Below are 17,972 nucleotides of genomic sequence, written 5' to 3'. Positions count from 1 at the left end.
GCTCACGACTTTGACCGAAGACTATGAGCGAACGACGATGCATGGTGTTCGACATGAATTATTGAAGCTGCAAGCTGAATCTTTAGGCATTCCGCTTCGAGAAGTATGGATTCCTAGAGATTGCCCGAATGAAGTATATCAGGAAAGAATGCAGAAAGCGGTCAATGGCATTGTAGCTGACGGCATCGGGCACATCATGTTCGGCGATATTTTTTTAGAAGATGTAAAATCGTACCGAGAAAAAATGCTAGAGGGAACAGGATTGACTCCGATTTTTCCTATTTGGGGAGAAAAAACAGACGCCATTATAGCTGAGTTCTTAGAAAAGGGGTTTAAAACGGTTGTTTGCTGCTCTGATACAGACAGTATAGATGCATCATTTACAGGAAGAGTCTTGGACGCACAATTTATTGAAAATTATCCGGCCGAACATGATCTTTGTGGAGAGAACGGAGAATTCCACACCTTTGTATTTGATGGCCCGAACTTTTCTTTTCCTGTTGCGTATAAGTTAGGAGAGAATCGGTTGGCAAAAGATATGGTAACGAACAAAGACCGTTTTTATTACGTAGACTTGCTCCCAGCGAAGTAAAAGCGTAGTGAGGGTTATGTCCAAATTGCTTGAGACTTTCGAAATGACGTATACTAGGGAAATAGAATATGCAGTAATTGGAGAGAAGCATTATGGATATGTGGATTACAATTATCATCATGGTCGTTATAGGTGCATTAATTGGAGGGTTAACAAATTTAATAGCCATTAAAATGTTATTCCGCCCATTTAACACCTTATATATCGGGAAATTCAGAGTGCCATTTACTCCTGGACTCATTCCAAAACGAAGAAAGCAACTAGCTGTCCAGCTTGGTGAAACGGTAACGAAGCATTTGCTGACAGCTGAAGGTGTCCAGGCAAAGATTAACGATACAGGATTTCGTACAGAAATGACGGAACTTGTTCAAGGTGAAGTAAAACGCTTTTTGAAAAGCGACATGACAATCAGTGAATTGTTGCAAAAAGATTTTGGTGCCGCTGATATTCAAACTCGTATTCAAACGACGACTGAAGCATGGCTTGCCAACCGAATGAAAATAATGCTTGAGAGTTCAAATGGCAAGGAAATGAAAGAGATATTGCCAGAAAAGTTTGTTGCTGCTGGTGAAGAAAAACTTCCTGAAGTAGTGGACTGGCTTCTAAACAAAGGCATCGCTTACTTAGAAAGCGATGAAGGCAGAAAGTCTTTAGCTAGCGGAATTGATGCGTTTTTAATGGATAAAGGAATGCTCGTTAACATGGTGTCTATGTTCTTCGGTAATGTGAGTATCGCTGAAAAAGTGCAGCCTGAACTGATTAAGTTTATGAAGCATGAAAACACACATGACACATTGCTTCAGCTTCTTCAGCAAGAATATCGAAATTTTATGGATAAAAAAATGGACGAAGCACTTGAGTTGTTCGACATGCCTGAGATTACAACAGGTCTTGCAAAAGAGATCACAGCAAGACTTCCGATCGAAGAGTATTTAAACACGCCGATCCACTCATTAGCAACAACGGTAGAAGGATGGATCGTTAACGATTTAACGCCAAAAGCGGTAGCAGCAGGCCTTGACCTGTTTGTAGCAAAACTAGAAGTACTTCTTGAAAAAATGCACCTGGCAAAGATTGTGGAAGAACAAGTCGAAGCATTTTCACTAGAGCGTTTAGAGGAAATTATTATTGCGATCGCAAAAAGTGAACTTAAGATGATTACCTGGCTAGGAGCTCTGTTAGGTGGATTGATCGGCTTATTTCAAGGTATCCTTGTACTATTTTTGTAGAGTCTGTTATAGTGGGTACCGTAGTTAATCAATAGGAGGTTTTTTACCAATGGCAAACGTATACGATGTTGCTTACGACTTAGAAAAAGCACTGCGCAATAGTGAAGACTTTACAGCTTTAAAACAAAGCTATGATGAAGTAAATAACAATCCGGAAACGAAAGAACTTTTCGGCAAGTTCCGTGATATTCAAGTAAATCTTCAGCAAAAACAAATGAACGGCCAAGAAGTGACGCCTGAAGAGATTGAAGAAGCTCAAAAGCTTTTTGCTGATGTACAGCAGAACGAAACGATCTCTAAACTTATGGCAGCAGAACAACGCATGAGCATGATCATCAACGATCTGAATAAAGTAATCACAAAGCCTTTAGAAGAGCTTTACGGTGCAATGGTTGAAGAAGAAGGACAACAACAATAATCACTTGATGATGAAACCTCTGTTTCTTAAATGAAACAGGGGTTTTTATTATGGTGTGGATTTTCTTAGGCTTGTCAGCGTTCTAAAGCATGTTTCCAGTTCATAAACTTAACTCGAGTTCTTATACTATATTTTCGCGAAATGGGGGGAGCGCATCATGGTATACCGTTTACTAGCGATTGACATCGACGGAACCCTACTGCGAAGCAATTTCCGTATCGATAGAGAAACGAAAGAAGCCATTGATTATGTGCAGCAAAAAGGGGTATATGTCACACTCGCTTCGGGCAGGAGCTTTCCATCTACACAAAAGATCGCAAAAGCGTTAAAGATCGACAGTTATCTGATCAGCCACAACGGAGGATTCATATCATCGTCCCTAGATGAGCCTTTGCAAGAAAACAGGTTGTCTGTCGAAGATACTTACAAGATTGTAGAGATCCTCGAGAATTACGAATGCCACATGCGTGTTGTTCATGAACGTTTTTCTGTAGGCAATCAGCTGAAGCAAAAGAGCCAGCTCGTGGCAAAGTTAACACTGAGCACAGGTGATCCTTTGTTCTATCCGGTTTCGTTTACAGAAAATCTAGGAGATTACGTACTCGCGCAAGAAGTGGCGCCGCCGAAAATGGATGTGCAATTCTTTGATGAAAAAGAATGCGAGTCAGCAATTAAGTATTTGAAAGAGCAAATGCCAGACTTTGAGTATTCATCTTCTACGAAGTGCCAGTTAGAGATTACGGCTAAAAAAGTAACAAAAGGAAATGCATTAAGGTTCCTTGGCGAAAAGCTTGGGATTGCACCAAACGAGATGGTGGCAATCGGGGATTCGTATAATGATTTGGATATGATTGAGTTTGCGGGTCTAGGCGTGGCAATGGCAAATGCACCTGACGAAGTGAAGAAAAAAGCGAAGTGGATCACGCGTACGAACGATCAGCTAGGTGTTCCGTACATGGTAAAAGAAGTGTTTCGTAAGCAGATGCGCTTCCAGACATTGAAAAGATAGATTAGTTGTTATGAGCAGGGCTCTTTTTAGACGTTTTTGTCTGAGAGGAGTCTTTTTATTTTTGTATGGGAAAGCGGGGAGGTAGGGTTTAGGAGCGATCCTCATAAGTTACGAGCGATAATTTGGGTTAATGAGCGATTCTCGGGATTTACGAGCGATTCTTGAAGTTTACGAGCGATTCTCGGGATTTACGAGCGATTCATGAGGTTTACGAGCGATTCTCGGGATTTACGAGCGATTCTCGAGATTTACGAGCGATTCCTGAAATTCACGAGCGATTCTAGAGTCTGTGAGGAGAAAAAGAGATTTATGTTCTGCTTAAGGAAACATGTCATCTCAATCCATTCAAACAGCTTGCAGAACACCGCCTCCCTTCGACAACTGCCGTCGAATTTCGTAAAAAACGTTTCAGTTTTGTTACAAATGTAGAAAATGAAAGGGTTTTCATGAATCGTGACGAATAATATTTATGTAAGAACCACAATGCAAAGGGAGGATTCAAATGGAAAAAACATTAGACCTACAATTAAAACCAAAGGTGGCCGAGTTCCTAAATGGGACGAAGAAACATTTTATCAACGGAGAATGGGTCAGCTCAGCAAGCGGTAAAACATTTGAAACGTTAAACCCTTCAACTGGAGAAGTACTGGCAGTCGTATCTGAAGGTGGTACTGAAGATATTGACAAAGCAGTGAAGGCTGCAAGAGCAGCATTTGAAACAGGATATTGGTCAAAGATGCCTGCTTCAAAGCGTAGCTACTTAATTTACAAACTAGCAGAATTGATGGAAGAGAATAAAGAAGAATTGGCACAGCTTGATACATTGGATAACGGAAAACCAATCCGTGAAACAATGAATGCGGATGTTCCACTTGCGATCGAACACTTCCGCTATTATGCAGGCTGGGCAACGAAGATCGTAGGGCAGACGATTCCTGTAGCAGGAAGTTTCTTCAACTATACGCGTCATGAAGCGCTTGGCGTAGTTGGACAGATTATTCCTTGGAACTTCCCATTATTGATGGCAGCTTGGAAGCTAGGTGCGGCACTTGCAACAGGATGTACAGTTGTATTGAAGCCGGCTGAGCAAACGCCTCTTTCTGCACTTTATTTGGCAAAATTAGCACAAGAAGCAGGATTCCCTGAAGGTGTGCTAAACGTTGTAACAGGTGCTGGTGAAACAGGTGCGGCATTAGTTGATCATCCAAATGTGGACAAGATCGCATTTACTGGATCAACTGAAGTAGGAAAGCTGATCATGCGCAATGCGTCTAACTCATTGAAGCGTGTAACACTTGAGCTTGGCGGTAAATCACCGAACATTATCTTGCCTGATGCTGACATGAGCCGTGCAGTTCCTGGTGCGTTAAGCGGAATCATGTTCAACCAAGGACAAGTTTGCTGTGCGGGCTCACGTCTATATATCCAAAAGAAATCGTTTGATAATGTCGTGGCAGACCTTGTGTCTCATGCGAAAAAAATCAAGCAAGGCCCTGGTTTAGATCCAGATACTACTATGGGACCTCTAGTATCACAAGAACAGCATAACCGCGTACTTGGCTATATCCAAAAAGGACAAGACGAAGGTGCTGAGCTTCTAACTGGTGGAACAGCTCCTTTTGATAGAGGATATTTTGTTGAGCCGACAATCTTTGCGGATGTTGATGATAAGATGACGATCGCAAAAGAAGAAATCTTCGGACCAGTTGTGGCTGCAATGCCGTTTGAAGACTTAGATGATGTAATCTCTCGTGCGAACGACTCTGAATATGGTCTTGCTGCAGGACTTTGGACAGAGAATTTAAAAACAGCTCACTATGTATCTAACAAATTACGTGCGGGTACAGTTTGGGTGAACTGCTATAATGCATTTGATGCTGCTTCACCATTCGGCGGATACAAGCAATCTGGTATCGGACGTGAAATGGGATCTTATGCATTAAACAACTATACAGAAGTAAAGAGTGTGTGGGTTAACCTTAAATAGACAACATAGAATTACGGGGTCAAAAAATCGAACGGACAATAGGAAAACCGGGTGCTAGATCCAGCATCCGGTTTTTTCATTGTTCATTGATAAGCGGCGAATCTCTTCGTCAGTTTTGTTTTCTCGGTGCTCATGTAGGAGGACTACACTCCGCTCCTCGAAAACTTCACTTCCTCGACCTTCTTGCTTCTGAATGAACAAATTGTTCATTGATAAGCGGCGAATCTCTTCGTCAGTTTTGTTTTCTCGTGCTCATGTAGGAGGACTACACTCCGCTCCTCGAAAACTTCACTTCTTAACTTCCTCGACCTTCTTGCTTTTGAATGAACAATTTATGAATTGATAGCAGCTGATTCTTAAAGCATCACCTTTATAAACCGCAATCCGGTGTCATCATAATCGAGACTTCTATAAAACTCATGCGTGTCTGTTCGGTGCTTGCCGCTATTGAGTAAAATCGCTGTACAGCCTTGTTCTTTAGCCCATTCTTCTCCATGACGGACGAGCTCTTTACCGATTCCATTTCCTCTGAACTCTTCACTGACGACAAGAGCAGAAATTCGAGCGTAACAGCCGTTTTTTTCAAAATAGATTCCTTTTGTTAGTCCGATCATACCAATGACTTGGTCGTTTACACATGCCACAAAACAAGCATAAGCTGCATTTGGAAGCAGCGTTTCCAAGCGCTCTGTCATCTCTTCCGGTCGTGTAGGATAACCGAGCTCTCCCATAAGGTAAGAAAGTTCATAACTGTCATCGTATCGTGCTTCGCGCAGAATCACTTCACTCACTGTTTTTCCCCTCGTTTCCATGAGTTTCATTAGCGATGGAAAAGAAGCAACTGACCCTTTGGTGAAGTCAGACGATGCGTTTTTTCTTGCATGTTTAGTTCAGCCAAACGGGCTTCTCCCCGTTGTTTTGCTTCAGAATCATTGGATGCCTTTATGTTTTCATCCAAAATTTTTTCTCCGTTACTTTCATAAGCTGTTAAGGCGTATGTATTCATGGTGATCTAACTCCTTTCGTATCTAAAGTTCATTTCAACATTCGACGATTTTTTCCTGCTGCTAACTTAAGAATTTGCCTGAAACTTACCCTTTGCTCTCACGTATAAGGAATTATATGGTATATTTTACAACGGGAGGGAAGTTCATGTTAACCATTAAAGATGTTAGAAAACAGTTTGGCAGCTTTACAGCCGTTGACGGAATAACATTGGAGATTCCTAAAGGTGAGATATTTGGTCTACTAGGTGCAAACGGTGCAGGTAAGACAACGACATTCCGAATGATTTTAGGGCTTTTAACACCATCGCAAGGAAAGATTACTTGGAACGGAAAAGAGATTTCGTATGAGACGAGTGACCTTGTTGGGTATTTACCCGAAGAACGAGGATTATATCCAAAACTAACAGTTCGAGAGCAGTTAATCTATCTTGGCCAGTTGCGAGGAATGTCGCGATCACTTATTCAAGATCAAACCGAAAAGTGGTTAAAGCGTTTTGGAGCAGAAGAATATTTAAATAAGAAGGTAGAAGCGCTTTCTAAAGGAAATCAGCAAAAAATACAATTCATTGCAGCTGTTCTCCATTCGCCTGAGTTGTTAATTTTAGATGAACCGTTTAGCGGTTTGGACCCAGTGAACGTTGAACTTTTAAAAAATGCTGTACATGAACTTAAAAAAGAAGGAACAACGATCGTGTTCTCCTCGCACAGAATGGAGCATGTTGAAGAATTGTGTCAGCACTTATGCATTATGCATAGAGGGAAAGCAGTCGTTCAAGGCAACTTAAAAGAAATTAAACGATCGTTTGGAAAGAAGAACGTTTCCGTGAAAGCTGATTTTGATCTAGCGTATTTAAAAGACACGAATGGCGTGGTGAAACATCGCTTAACAGCAGATGGTATTACGCTTCAAGTAGAGCGTGAAGAAGTGGCTCAAGACTTGTTTCAAGCTATACAGTCAAGAGGCTTTGTTCGAAAGTTTGAACTCGAAGAACCTTCATTAAATGATATCTTCATCGAGAAAGTAGGTGTCGCTCATGAGTAAATTTTTCACGGTTATGATGCATACATACCGTTCTAAAATTAAGTCAAAACCATTTCTGATCACTACGATTATTACCATCGCCTTATTATTTGTTGTAACAAACATGAACGAGATCACCAAAATGTTCGGAGGAGATGAAGTTTCTAAAGTTGGAGTCATTGACCGGACGGGAAACACGCTCCCAGCACTTCAAGCTCAATTGAATCAAACAAGGGATGATTTAAAAGCTGAAGCATTTACGAAATCAGAAAATGAAGCAGAAAAGGCTGTGCTAAATGGAAGGTTAGATGGATTTCTGATCTTGGATAAAGATGCTTCAGGAATCATTACAGGGACTTATAAAGCAGAAGATGTTACACAGCAGAGTCTAATTACAGATATTGAGATGGCCTTGCAGCAGATTAAGAATAAGTCTGCCGCTGAATCAATCGGATTGAATCCAGAACAGCTGGCTGCTATCTATTCGCCAGTTACATTTGACAAGGAATCACTGTCAGATACAGCTAAAAGTGAGGAAGAAGCAGCTCAAGTATATATTCTGGTTTATGTGGTTCTGTTTTTCATGTACATGGCTGTCATGATGTATGGAAGTATGATTGCAGTTGAAGTAGCAACAGAAAAATCGTCACGCGTGATGGAAATATTAATCTCTTCTGTTTCGCCAGTTACACAGATGTTTGGAAAGATTTTTGGGATCGTTCTTGTGGCTTTAACTCAGCTTGTCTTGTTTGTAACAGGAGGATTTGCAGCGGTTAAATTAAATGGACAGCTTAGCAAAAGTGAAAGTATTATTCAAGAATTGAAGTTGAACGAAATTCCAATACCTTTAATCGTTTATGCACTAGTGTTCTTTATTTTAGGATTCTTTCTTTATGCTACTCTATTTGCCATGATGGGTTCTTTGATTAGCAGAGTAGAAGAAGTAAACAATCTGATGACACCCGTGGTTATTGTAATCGTCGCTGCATTTATGATCGCGATGTACGGACGTGAAAATCCTGAATCTGCATTCGTGGCAGGCGCTTCTTACTTCCCATTATTCACACCGATGCTCATGCTGCTCCGCGTAGGAATGCTTTCATTGCCAGTCTGGGAAGTAGCATTAGGTATAGGAGTTCTCGTTGCAGCGATCGTTTTATTCGCAGTGATTGGAGCACGCGTTTACCGCGGAGGCGTATTAATGTACGGCAACGCCCCATCATTAAAACTGATCAAACAGGCTCTTTTGCTATCTAAAGAAGAAAAGAAAAATACAACAGGCGTATAATCAGGACTTAAAAAGAGAGCGAGATGGCTCTCTTTTTTATTAGGTTCTTTTTTTTATAGGTTTGTAGCTTTTGAGTAATTTTTCTCATTTTCTTCTCTGACAAGTTGATTGGAGTGGAAGGTGAGAGACTCCTGCGGGACAAGCGGTCAGGTGAGACCCTTAGAGGCGGAAAGCGAAGCACCTGTAACGGAAATCAACTACTTCTAAAAGCAACAAAGCTTAACTTAATTAGCGAACGTGCTTTCGTATATATGATAAAATGAAGGGAAGAATAGTAGAAAAAGAGGATGAGCGAAATGATAAAATTCTTACATTGTGCAGACCTTCATTTAGACAGTCCATTTAAAGGACTTTCCTCATTACCAGAAGGGCTTTTTCAACGTCTTTCTGAGAGTACATTTTTATCTTTTAAAAGGCTGATCGATCTAGCAATTACAGAAAAAGTAGACTTTGTCGTTATTGCTGGTGACCTATACGATAGCGGAAACCGCAGTTTAAAAGCGCAGTCATTTTTAAAAAATTGTTTTGTAAAACTAGAAAGTTATAACATAAACGTTTTTATCAGTCATGGAAACCATGATCCACTCGACGGACAATGGGTGAATCTGGATTGGCCGAGTAATGTGCACTTTTTTGAAGGAAACAGCATTCAGACTCTCCAATTTGAAAAAGAAGGGAGAAAAGTGGCGTGTCTTCACGGTTTTAGTTATGAAACAGCAGCTGTAACCGATAACCGCACATTACATTATCCTGAAAAGAAAGATGATCTGTATCATATCGGTATTTTACATGGACAGGCTGATGGATACAGCGGCCACAGCAGGTATGCTCCGTTTTTGGTTTCAGAGCTATTAAAAAAGGGCTACGACTATTGGGCGCTTGGCCACATACATAAAAAAATGGACTTGAGTACAGAACCGCCAATTCGTTATTCAGGAAACATACAAGGAAGACATAGCGGAGAAACAGGCGGAAAAGGCGGATACATTGTAACGCTGAACGGAACGGAAGTGGAAAGCGTGTTTCATGCTACGTCTGATATTGAGTGGCATGAAGGAATCGTCGATTTAACTGAAGCAGAAAGTCTTCAACAAGTGATAACTCTTTGTGAAAGAGAATTAGGTACTTATCAACAACCCCCAAAAGGTGTATTCCTCGTTCTTAAGCTGTCTGGACAAACGCAGCTTTTTGAAGAGCTTTTAGATGGCGTGTTTTTAGAGGAACTGCATGAGATCTTGCTAGAAGACGATCACGCTGAATCCTTTGTGCATGTAGTTTCAATAAAAAATGAAACAAAACCCTCCATACAGGATGAAATGTCGATCAAACAGTCTGGTTTTTTCAAAGATTTACGGGTTGTTTTACAAGATGACCTAGAACTTGAACAGGCGATTGCAGAGTTAACCACACATAAAACAGCGAGAAAGTATTTAGAGCTAGAGAATCAGGATTGGGAAGAGATTCAGAAGCAAGCAGAACGTTTACTTTTATCAGAGCTACATAAAAGCAGGTAGGTGAGAAAATGAAAATAGTGTCACTTCATATCTATCATTTCGGAGGATTGAGGGATTGTAAGATCTCGTTCGAAAAACACGGCTTACAAATGCTATATGGTGAAAATGAAGCCGGGAAAACGACATTGATGGATTTTATAAAATGCATGTTTTATGGCTTTCCCTCAAAAAATCAGTCTCAACGCCGCTATGAACCGAAGAACGGAAATAGAATGGGCGGGAAAATGACGATTGAGCATCAAAATCATGGGGTGTGGACAATTGAGAGAATAGCAGGTTCCACGGTATCTGGTGATGTATCGATCTATAATGAAACAGGTCAGCAGAAAGACGAATTGTTTCTGATTCAGTTATTGGACAATATGGAGCAGTCTTTATTTACGGGTGCCTTTTGTTTTGGACTTGATGGGCTGCAAAAACTGGACAAATTAACGTCAGAAGAACTTGGTAACTTTTTATTAAGTACAGCTCTTTCAGGTGACCGTGATCTGCTTGAAATTGAACAGTCCTTTGAGAAGAAGCAATCTGCCTTATTTAAAAAATCCGGAAAAAAACCGATCATTAACGAAAAATTAGATCAGCTTAAATCAGTTGGGAAAACGCTTGAGAGCTTAAAAAGCAAAAATGAGAGCTATCTTGTGATTAAAAACAAGCTAGAAAACCTTGAGAAGTCTTTGGGAAAAACGAAGCAAGAATTGGTTGGCGTGCAAAAAGACATGCGCTCAGTCAAGAGATTGTTCGAACTGAAACCAGTACTGGAAAGATATAAGCAACTGAAAACGGAATGGCTTTCTTTTGACTCAACAGAAATTCGTTTTCCTGAAAACGGAATCAGAAAATATGAGGATTGGCAAAAGGAATGCTCCCTTTTGAAAGGCGAACTTACATACATAGAAGACCGTCTTTCTGCTGCGGAAAAAGAGAAAAAATCATTAATAACTAATGAAAAAATAGTACGCTATGAAAATAAAATTAAACAGATGTTTAACAAACTTCCACAATATGAGCACCTATTCAATCAGCTCCAAGATGCGGAGAGAAACATTCAATCCATAGAAAAGGAAGAGAAAGAGCTGTTTGATGCTATCGGAGAAACGTGGTCTGAAACAGAACTAAATGATCTATCGCTCTCATTATCTTCACTTCATCATCTCGAAGGTCTTATTAAACAGTCTGGCCATTTAGAGGACAAGAAACGCAGATTAGAAGATGAACTTGAGGATTCAAGACTAAAGCTTGAACGCTTGGAAAAAGAAGAGGCAAAACAAAAAACTTTACTGCTATCCGAAGAAGAACTGGCGAAATACGGGCGAGCAAACAATAAGCAGCAGGCAAATGGCTTTTCTTTGTATTCAGCACTTCTTCCGCTTATTTCAGCTATTGTGCTTATATGGTCGGGTTGGTCTTCAAATGCTTTGTCCGTTATGTTAGGTGGTGCTATCGTGTTTGCTGCTGCCCTCATCTTAATCTTTGTTTACATGAAAAAGTACAAGACAAGGGGAGAAATATCGCATCAAACACATCACAGGATTTTGGAAGATGAGGTGAACAGAAAGCAGTGGATGCAGGTTTCTGTTCAGCTATCGAACGAGAACAGCAGCTATGTACAGCTTGCGAAACAACTGGATTATTTAGAAGTAGAAGAGGCTTCCGTTTTGGGACGGGCTGAACAATGGGCGAATCAAAACAGATATAAAGGAACTGTAGATCAACTTTTGGTATCTGGTTATATGAAAAGAGTTCTTCAGTTAAAGGAATTATTGAAGCAAAAAGAGACGGTAATTCAAATGATGAGAGAGTTAAACGAACATCTAGAAGAATATGAGGATGAAGCAGCTGACTTGTCTGCTGAATTAGAAAATGAACATAGTGGCGACACGAAAGAATGCATAGTTTTGCTTCAATCATCGCTAGAAGAACAGTTGAAAAATAGATCGCGAGCTGAGCATCTTACGAAAACCTGTAAACAACTCATAGAACGAAAAGAAGAACTCCTGAAAAAACTAACATTCATCGAGAATCAAATGAAGAACTTATGGAAAGAAGCAAATGTCAGCAAGGAAATCGATTTCTACACAAGAGCGAAAGAGAATGATCGATTGATAAAGCTGAACGAAGAACGAGATACACTATATAATCAGCTGATTTCGCTAGGGTTTTCACCAGAAGAAATAGACGAAATGGCTCAAAAAGTAACGGTTAATTATGAGGATACGGTCCAGCTTATAGAGAATTTGGAAAAAAATGAGGAAGACATACAAAGAGAATACTCCGAGAAAGTTGAAGAAAAGGGAAGACTAGATTGGGAGTTGACGAAACTCCTTGAGGATGGCAGTTACTCAGAACATTTACATCGGTATGAACTATTAAAAGAAGAGTGGAACAGCTATGTAAAGAAGTGGGCGAGCTTACGTCTTGCACAGCACGCGCTTTCAAAAGTTAAAGAAAACTATCAAAAGACAAAGCTGCCAGCGGTTTTAGAGACTTCAAGTGTTTATTTTAGTAAAATAACAGAAAGTGAATATCAATCGATCCTGTTCACAGAACAAAACGAACTGATGGTTGTAAAAGGGGACGGAACCCGTTTTTATCCGCATGAACTGAGCCGTGGAACAGCTGAACAAGTTTATTTGGCTATCCGTTTGGCTGTTGCCTCTCATGCTGGACCTGCAGACTTTCCGATTTTGATGGATGATATAGCAGTGAATTTTGATGAAAAAAGAACGAGGCGCACGCTGCAGCTCATACAAGAAGCTGCACAGGAAAGGCAGATTCTGTTCTTTACCTGTCATAAACATGTAGCTTCAATCGTTCCGTCTGTTCCTTTAATACGTTGGCCAAGCCAATCAGTAATCGCTGAAATGTAAACAAAGGAGGGGAATGACTCATGTCCAATGAGTATTCCATTTACTTAGTAGAAGATGAGCAAGACCTTGCGCAAGTGCTGAAAGCTTATATGGAAAAAGAGGGCTGGAGCGTTTCGGTTTTCCACAACGGGGAAGATGCACTTAAAACCGCTGAGGAAAACAAACCGCACCTATGGATTTTAGATATTATGCTTCCTGGTATGGATGGCTATGAGATCATTAAAGAGATTAAAAAGAGTTCTGACATTCCTGTTATTTTTGTTTCCGCAAGAGACCAAGATCTAGACCGAATCGTCGGTCTTGAACTGGGCAGTGATGACTATTTAGCAAAGCCCTTTATGCCTAGAGAGCTAGTCATTCGTGTAAGAAAACTATTAACAAGAATCTATGAAACGGGTAACCGCCTTCCGCAGATTATTGAAATTACGGGGTATATGATTGATCCGATTTCTAGAAAGATTACGCGTGATGGGGAAATGATAAATTTAACTGGAAAAGAAATTGATGTTCTTCTTTATTTAATAGAAAACAAAGGGAAATCTCGTAAGCGTGAGGAGATTTTAGAATATGTGTGGGGAGACGATTATTTCGGATCTGAACGGGCTGTAGATGATGTGATCAGGCGTGTGCGCAAGAAGATGCCAAGGTTAAACTTAGAGACTGTCTATGGTGCAGGGTATAGGATCATACCGTCATGATTCGGTTAAATTTAACCCAGCGCATCTGGCTTTCTTTCGGGTTATTGCTTTTTACAATAGGTTTATTAACGGCAATCATCTATCCGCTATCTATTAAAGATACGCTGACTGAGGAAACGTATCGAATCATAGAGAATGAGCAGCAGAATGTTTGGGATCCACAAAATCAAATTCCTCAAGAAGGAGAATCACCAACCGATTTTATTGAGAGAAGGAACGCTGCCCGTGATGTTGGCCACTTCCTCATTGTCGACAAATATGCTAATTCACAAGGTGACCCTGTACCGCAGGAAGTACTCGTTGAAATGGCTGAAAAAGCATACGAGCAAAAGAACGATAAGGGAAGATACGAATTAACATATGAAGATGCGACACTCTTTTATGCAATCACAACGAAGACAAATGTGAAAGGTGAAAAGGTGTACTTAATTTCGTACATGTGGGACACGTATCGTGATCAAATGGTTAACCGGCTTTGGCTAAGACTTGTACTCATTTTGTTGTTCACCGGTATATTCTCGATCATTCCTGCGATATGGCTTGCCCGATATCTGCGGTCACCGCTCATCATACTAGGAAAAAGGTTTGAGCAGATCGCCAAACGAAACTGGCAGGAACCGTTTCACTGGAAAGGGGACGATGAATTCTACGTCCTATCAAAGCAGTTTGAGGAGATGCGGCAGAATCTATTGAGGCATGATCATGCACAGAAAACGTTCATTCAGCACGCTTCACATGAATTGAAAACACCAATTATGACGATAAAGAGTTACGCTCAATCAGTAAAAGATGGAATTATGCCGAAAGACACCACGGAAGACATGATGGATGTAATCTTAAGAGAGACAGAAAGGATGGAAAAGCGTGTTCAGAACATGTTGTATTATACAAAGCTTGATGCAATGAAGCTTGATGTAGTCACAACAGAAAACTTTAACTTTGGCGATCTGGCTGAAGATATAGTTGAGCGCTTTAGGTATCAGCGTGAAGATATTGATTTTGAGATAACTGGCAACCACTACAAGATGAATGGCGATAAAGAGCAGTGGGGTATTTTGCTGGATAACTTGGTACAAAATGCTTTGCGGTACGCACATCACACAATTCGGCTCTCTGCTTTTTATAAAGGGTCTGAATTTATTATCGAAGTGTTTAATGATGGAGAGCAGATAACGGATGTTACCGGAGAAGAAATTTTCCAGCCGTTTCGCAAAGGAAACAAAGGTCAATTTGGTCTTGGCCTTGCAATCGTAAAAAGGATTGCAGAACTTCATGGGGGCAAAGTAGTTGCAAAAAATACGAAAAACGGTGTAGCTTTTCAAATTAAGATGCAGACATCTGACCAACAAAAGAAGTGATATACGATACTGGAATTTTATGAGATGAGTGCTGCTGCAAGTAGTTAAATAGAGTGATATGCTATACTAAAGCAAAGAAAGGCGGGGTGAAATATGAAAAAAGGACTTGCATTTTATAAGGTAGGAGAGATGGTTGACGGTTTTTTTCTAATCAAATCATCTGTAAAAGGAACGGCAAGCAACGGGAAGCCGTTTTTAACATTGATCCTTCAAGATCAAACAGGTGATGTGGAGGCTAAATTGTGGGATAGTTCTCCTGAGGATGAGGAGCTTTATGCAGCTCAAGCCATCGTAAAGCTATCTGGAGAGATGGGGAACTACAGAGGAAAAATGCAACTGAAACTGAAAGCGATTCGCCCTGCAACGGAACTTGATGGCGTTAAGATCAGTGATTTTCTAGAAACGGCTCCATTAACACAAGAGGCAATGGTAGAAACAATCACGAAATACATATTTGAGATGAAGAATCCAAATATACAGCGAATCACAAGGCACTTATTGAAGAAGCATCAAGCTGAATTTTTAGAATACCCTGCAGCGGTTAAGAACCACCACGAATTTGTATCAGGCCTAGCGTTTCACGTTGTATCCATGCTGGATATGGCAAAAGCTTTCAGCAAGCTCTATCCTTCACTGGACACAGACCTTTTATATTCTGGAATTATCCTGCATGATCTTGGTAAGGTCATCGAGCTATCAGGACCTGTAGCAGCTTCTTATACGCTTGAAGGCAAGCTTCTTGGTCATATTACAATCATGGTGAACGAAATTGGCAAGGCGGCAGATGAGTTAGAGATTGAAGGTGAAGAAGTTACCGTCCTTCAGCATCTTGTACTTAGCCACCACAGTAAGCCAGAGTGGGGAAGCCCAAAAGCACCGCTCATCCGTGAAGCTGAAATCCTTCATATGATCGATAATTTCGATGCCAGAATGAACATGATGGACAGAGCACTCGAAAAAGTACAGCCAGGCGAATTTACAGATAAACAGTTTGCCCTTGAAAATAGATCGTTGTATAAGCCTTTGTTTCAGGCGGAATTTGCTAAAAATTAGTACTCTTTCCTAAAGAATTGTTGCTTTATAATCTTTTTTATTGGCTTCTTTGACAAGTTGATTGGAGTGTTAGATGCGAGACTCCTGCGGGACAGGCGGGCAGGTGAGACACTTAAGAGTGAAACGTACGAATGTGGCTCACCGCCTGCCCCGCGGAAAGCGAGCAATCTGAAACGGAAATCAACCACTTACAACGACAACAAAGCAACCACTAAAATTTAATAACAAAAACCCATTGTGTAAAATTGGGAATTGTGATAAATTTGGAATTGGAAGTTAAGAAAACGAATTTTTAGGAGGCAATGACTCATGAAAAGCATTGTTCAAGGTAAGGTAAGAAAGCAAGCTAAATAACGTCTAGTCCCATTTGGGAAGGCTTATTTTGTTATGCATTCTACCTACTTTTGAGCAATCTCTTCATGTGTCATCCCGAGCCTTTTCAATGAAAAGCCTATGGTGTGCACATGTAAGCGTGTATACTCATGGGCTTTTTTCTGTGTGTATCTGGAAAAATCCCTTCTTATTCACTGCATGTAAAGTGAGTGCTCAAAAGACAGGTATAGGAAACAACAGTGTCGGAATTTACTAATGGAAGAAGTGAACACAACATGAAGTGGAAAGATTGGGATGCTAATCTGAAAGTTCGTTTAATCGGAGAATTTTTTGTAAATCTATTATTTTGGATGTTCTTCCCGTTTATGGCGATCTATTTTTCGGATGAAATGGGAAAAACAACAGCGGGTATTTTATTAGTCCTGTCACAAGTAGTAGGTGTCATCACTAACCTTGTGGGTGGCTATTGTGCGGATAAATACGGAAGAAAGAAGATGATGGTGATCTCGGCTTGGGGTCAGGCAGCGACGTTTATATTTTTCTGTCTCGCTAACTCGCCGTGGTTGGATTCGCCTATCTTAACGTTTATTGCGTTTTCAGCTTTAGGTCTTTTCGGCTCTCTTTACTGGCCGGCTAGTCACGCAATGATTGCAGACGTTGTAGAAGAGAAACATAGAAGTGAAGTGTTTGCGGTGTTTTATACATCCATCAATATATCCGTCGTTTTTGGTCCTGTATTGGGAAGTATCTTCTTTTTCTCATACCGTTTTGAACTGCTGCTTGCGTGTTTAGTGGTCAGTGTCATTTTAGCGATCGTCCTTGCGAAGTATATCCGTGAAACGGTTCCTGTAAAGAGAGAAGTGCTCGAGAAAGTGGGAGCGGATAAAAAGTGGTACGAGGCGATGGGTGAACAGTTGAAGGATTATCGAGTAATCGCAAGTGACAAGTTATTTTTGCTGTTTATCTTAGCAGGAATTCTAGTTGCCCAAACGTTCATGCAGATGGATCTTCTGCTAGCTGTTTATACAACTGAAAAGGTACCGGAGCAATCGCTATTTGCGATTGGCAACTGGGATATATCGTTAACCGGTGAAAAAGTGTTTGGTTATTTAATCTCGTTAAACGGATTAATGGTCGCTCTTTGTACGGTTTGGATGGCCAAGTGGATGAATCGCTTTAAAGAGGGAAGAGTCTTCATTTTTTCTGCACTCTTATACGGTGTGTCGATGCTTGTGTTCGGAAGCACAACGATGATGTGGGTTCTATTCGGCGCGATGGTGATCTTTACTACGGCTGAGCTAATGGTTGTTGGAATTCAAGAAAGTTTCATTTCAAAACTTGCTCCAGAAAACATGAGGGGCCAATATTTTGCAGCAGCTGGTTTGCGCTTTACAATCGGCCGTACGATTGCTCCGATTTCGATTCCGTTAACCATGTGGATTGGATTTGAGAATACGTTTTATCTTCTCTTTGCTCTAGCTGTGATAAGTGCGGGAATCTATTACTTCATGTTCCGTGCTTTTGATAAAAAAGTTCAGTCTCAATCAAAAGTGGAAAAAGAAAAAGAAACGAGTGCTGAACCTGCACTTTCGTGACAT

Annotated in this window: 15 protein-coding genes; 13 read left to right on the top strand and 2 right to left on the bottom strand. The window is 40.6% G+C overall.

Going from position 1 to position 17,972, the window contains the following annotated elements:
• The 5 genes from P8610_RS15140 to P8610_RS15120 all read left to right on the top strand — a co-directional run.
• A partial coding sequence (locus tag P8610_RS15140; protein ID WP_394605086.1) for an ATP-binding protein occupies positions 1–592 on the top strand: 592 nt, incomplete at its 5' end.
• A gap of 92 nt (positions 593–684) precedes the next feature.
• On the top strand, positions 685–1,821 hold the full coding sequence (locus P8610_RS15135; RefSeq protein ID WP_394605085.1) for a DUF445 domain-containing protein: 1,137 nt from the start codon (positions 685–687) through the stop codon (positions 1,819–1,821).
• 49 nt (positions 1,822–1,870) lie between these two features.
• A complete protein-coding gene (locus P8610_RS15130; protein ID WP_289496942.1) occupies positions 1,871–2,239 on the top strand; it encodes a YlbF family regulator in 369 nt (122 codons plus the stop codon).
• Between the two features lie 157 nt (positions 2,240–2,396).
• Positions 2,397–3,248: a Cof-type HAD-IIB family hydrolase gene (locus tag P8610_RS15125; protein WP_394605084.1), complete on the top strand. Its 852-nt coding sequence runs from the start codon at positions 2,397–2,399 to the stop codon at positions 3,246–3,248.
• A 502-nt stretch (positions 3,249–3,750) separates the two neighbouring features.
• Positions 3,751–5,235 carry an aldehyde dehydrogenase family protein gene (locus P8610_RS15120; RefSeq protein ID WP_289496939.1) on the top strand — a complete coding sequence of 495 codons (1,485 nt, stop codon included), beginning with the start codon at positions 3,751–3,753 and terminating at the stop codon, positions 5,233–5,235.
• Between the two features lie 356 nt (positions 5,236–5,591).
• On the opposite strand, the gene P8610_RS15115 is transcribed toward P8610_RS15120, so the two are convergent.
• Both P8610_RS15115 and P8610_RS15110 read right to left on the bottom strand, forming a co-directional pair.
• Positions 5,592–6,026, bottom strand: coding sequence for a GNAT family N-acetyltransferase (locus P8610_RS15115; RefSeq protein WP_394605083.1), 435 nt, complete (start codon positions 6,024–6,026; stop codon positions 5,592–5,594).
• A gap of 29 nt (positions 6,027–6,055) precedes the next feature.
• The gene (locus P8610_RS15110) at positions 6,056–6,241 is read right to left on the bottom strand and encodes a YhzD family protein (RefSeq protein WP_289496936.1); all 186 of its coding nucleotides are present in this window, start codon (positions 6,239–6,241) and stop codon (positions 6,056–6,058) included.
• Positions 6,242–6,387: 146 nt separating this feature from the next.
• On the opposite strand from P8610_RS15110, the gene P8610_RS15105 reads away from it, so the two are divergent.
• The 8 genes from P8610_RS15105 to P8610_RS15070 all read left to right on the top strand — a co-directional run bounded on the left by P8610_RS15105 (position 6,388) and on the right by P8610_RS15070 (position 17,969).
• Positions 6,388–7,284, top strand: coding sequence for an ABC transporter ATP-binding protein (locus P8610_RS15105; RefSeq protein ID WP_394605082.1), 897 nt, complete (start codon positions 6,388–6,390; stop codon positions 7,282–7,284).
• A complete protein-coding gene (locus P8610_RS15100) occupies positions 7,277–8,551 on the top strand; it encodes an ABC transporter permease (RefSeq protein WP_394605081.1) in 1,275 nt (424 codons plus the stop codon). Before P8610_RS15105 ends, P8610_RS15100 begins: the two co-directional genes overlap by 8 nt.
• Before the next feature lie 296 nt (positions 8,552–8,847).
• Complete coding sequence (locus P8610_RS15095) at positions 8,848–10,065, top strand: metallophosphoesterase family protein (RefSeq protein ID WP_394605080.1); 1,218 nt, start codon at positions 8,848–8,850, stop codon at positions 10,063–10,065.
• 8 nt (positions 10,066–10,073) lie between these two features.
• Positions 10,074–12,932, top strand: a complete 2,859-nt coding sequence (locus tag P8610_RS15090; RefSeq protein ID WP_394605079.1) for an ATP-binding protein — start codon at positions 10,074–10,076, stop codon at positions 12,930–12,932.
• Between the two features lie 20 nt (positions 12,933–12,952).
• Positions 12,953–13,630, top strand: coding sequence for a response regulator transcription factor (locus P8610_RS15085; RefSeq protein ID WP_394605078.1), 678 nt, complete (start codon positions 12,953–12,955; stop codon positions 13,628–13,630).
• Positions 13,627–14,988 (top strand): sensor histidine kinase, encoded by a 1,362-nt coding sequence (locus P8610_RS15080; protein ID WP_394605077.1) that lies wholly within the window; start codon positions 13,627–13,629, stop codon positions 14,986–14,988. Before P8610_RS15085 ends, P8610_RS15080 begins: the two co-directional genes overlap by 4 nt.
• A 93-nt stretch (positions 14,989–15,081) precedes the next feature.
• Positions 15,082–16,041: a 3'-5' exoribonuclease YhaM gene (gene yhaM, locus P8610_RS15075; protein ID WP_394605076.1), complete on the top strand. Its 960-nt coding sequence runs from the start codon at positions 15,082–15,084 to the stop codon at positions 16,039–16,041.
• 608 nt (positions 16,042–16,649) lie between these two features.
• Positions 16,650–17,969 (top strand): MDR family MFS transporter, encoded by a 1,320-nt coding sequence (locus P8610_RS15070; RefSeq protein ID WP_394605075.1) that lies wholly within the window; start codon positions 16,650–16,652, stop codon positions 17,967–17,969.
• The last annotated feature ends 3 nt before the right edge of the window (positions 17,970–17,972 follow it).

This window comes from Fictibacillus sp. UD (genome assembly GCF_043558025.1).
Taxonomy (GTDB): Bacteria; Bacillota; Bacilli; order Bacillales; family Fictibacillaceae; genus Fictibacillus.
The sequence above is the reverse complement of the archived record's forward strand: the minus strand, read 5'-3'. Positions and strand labels throughout refer to the sequence as shown.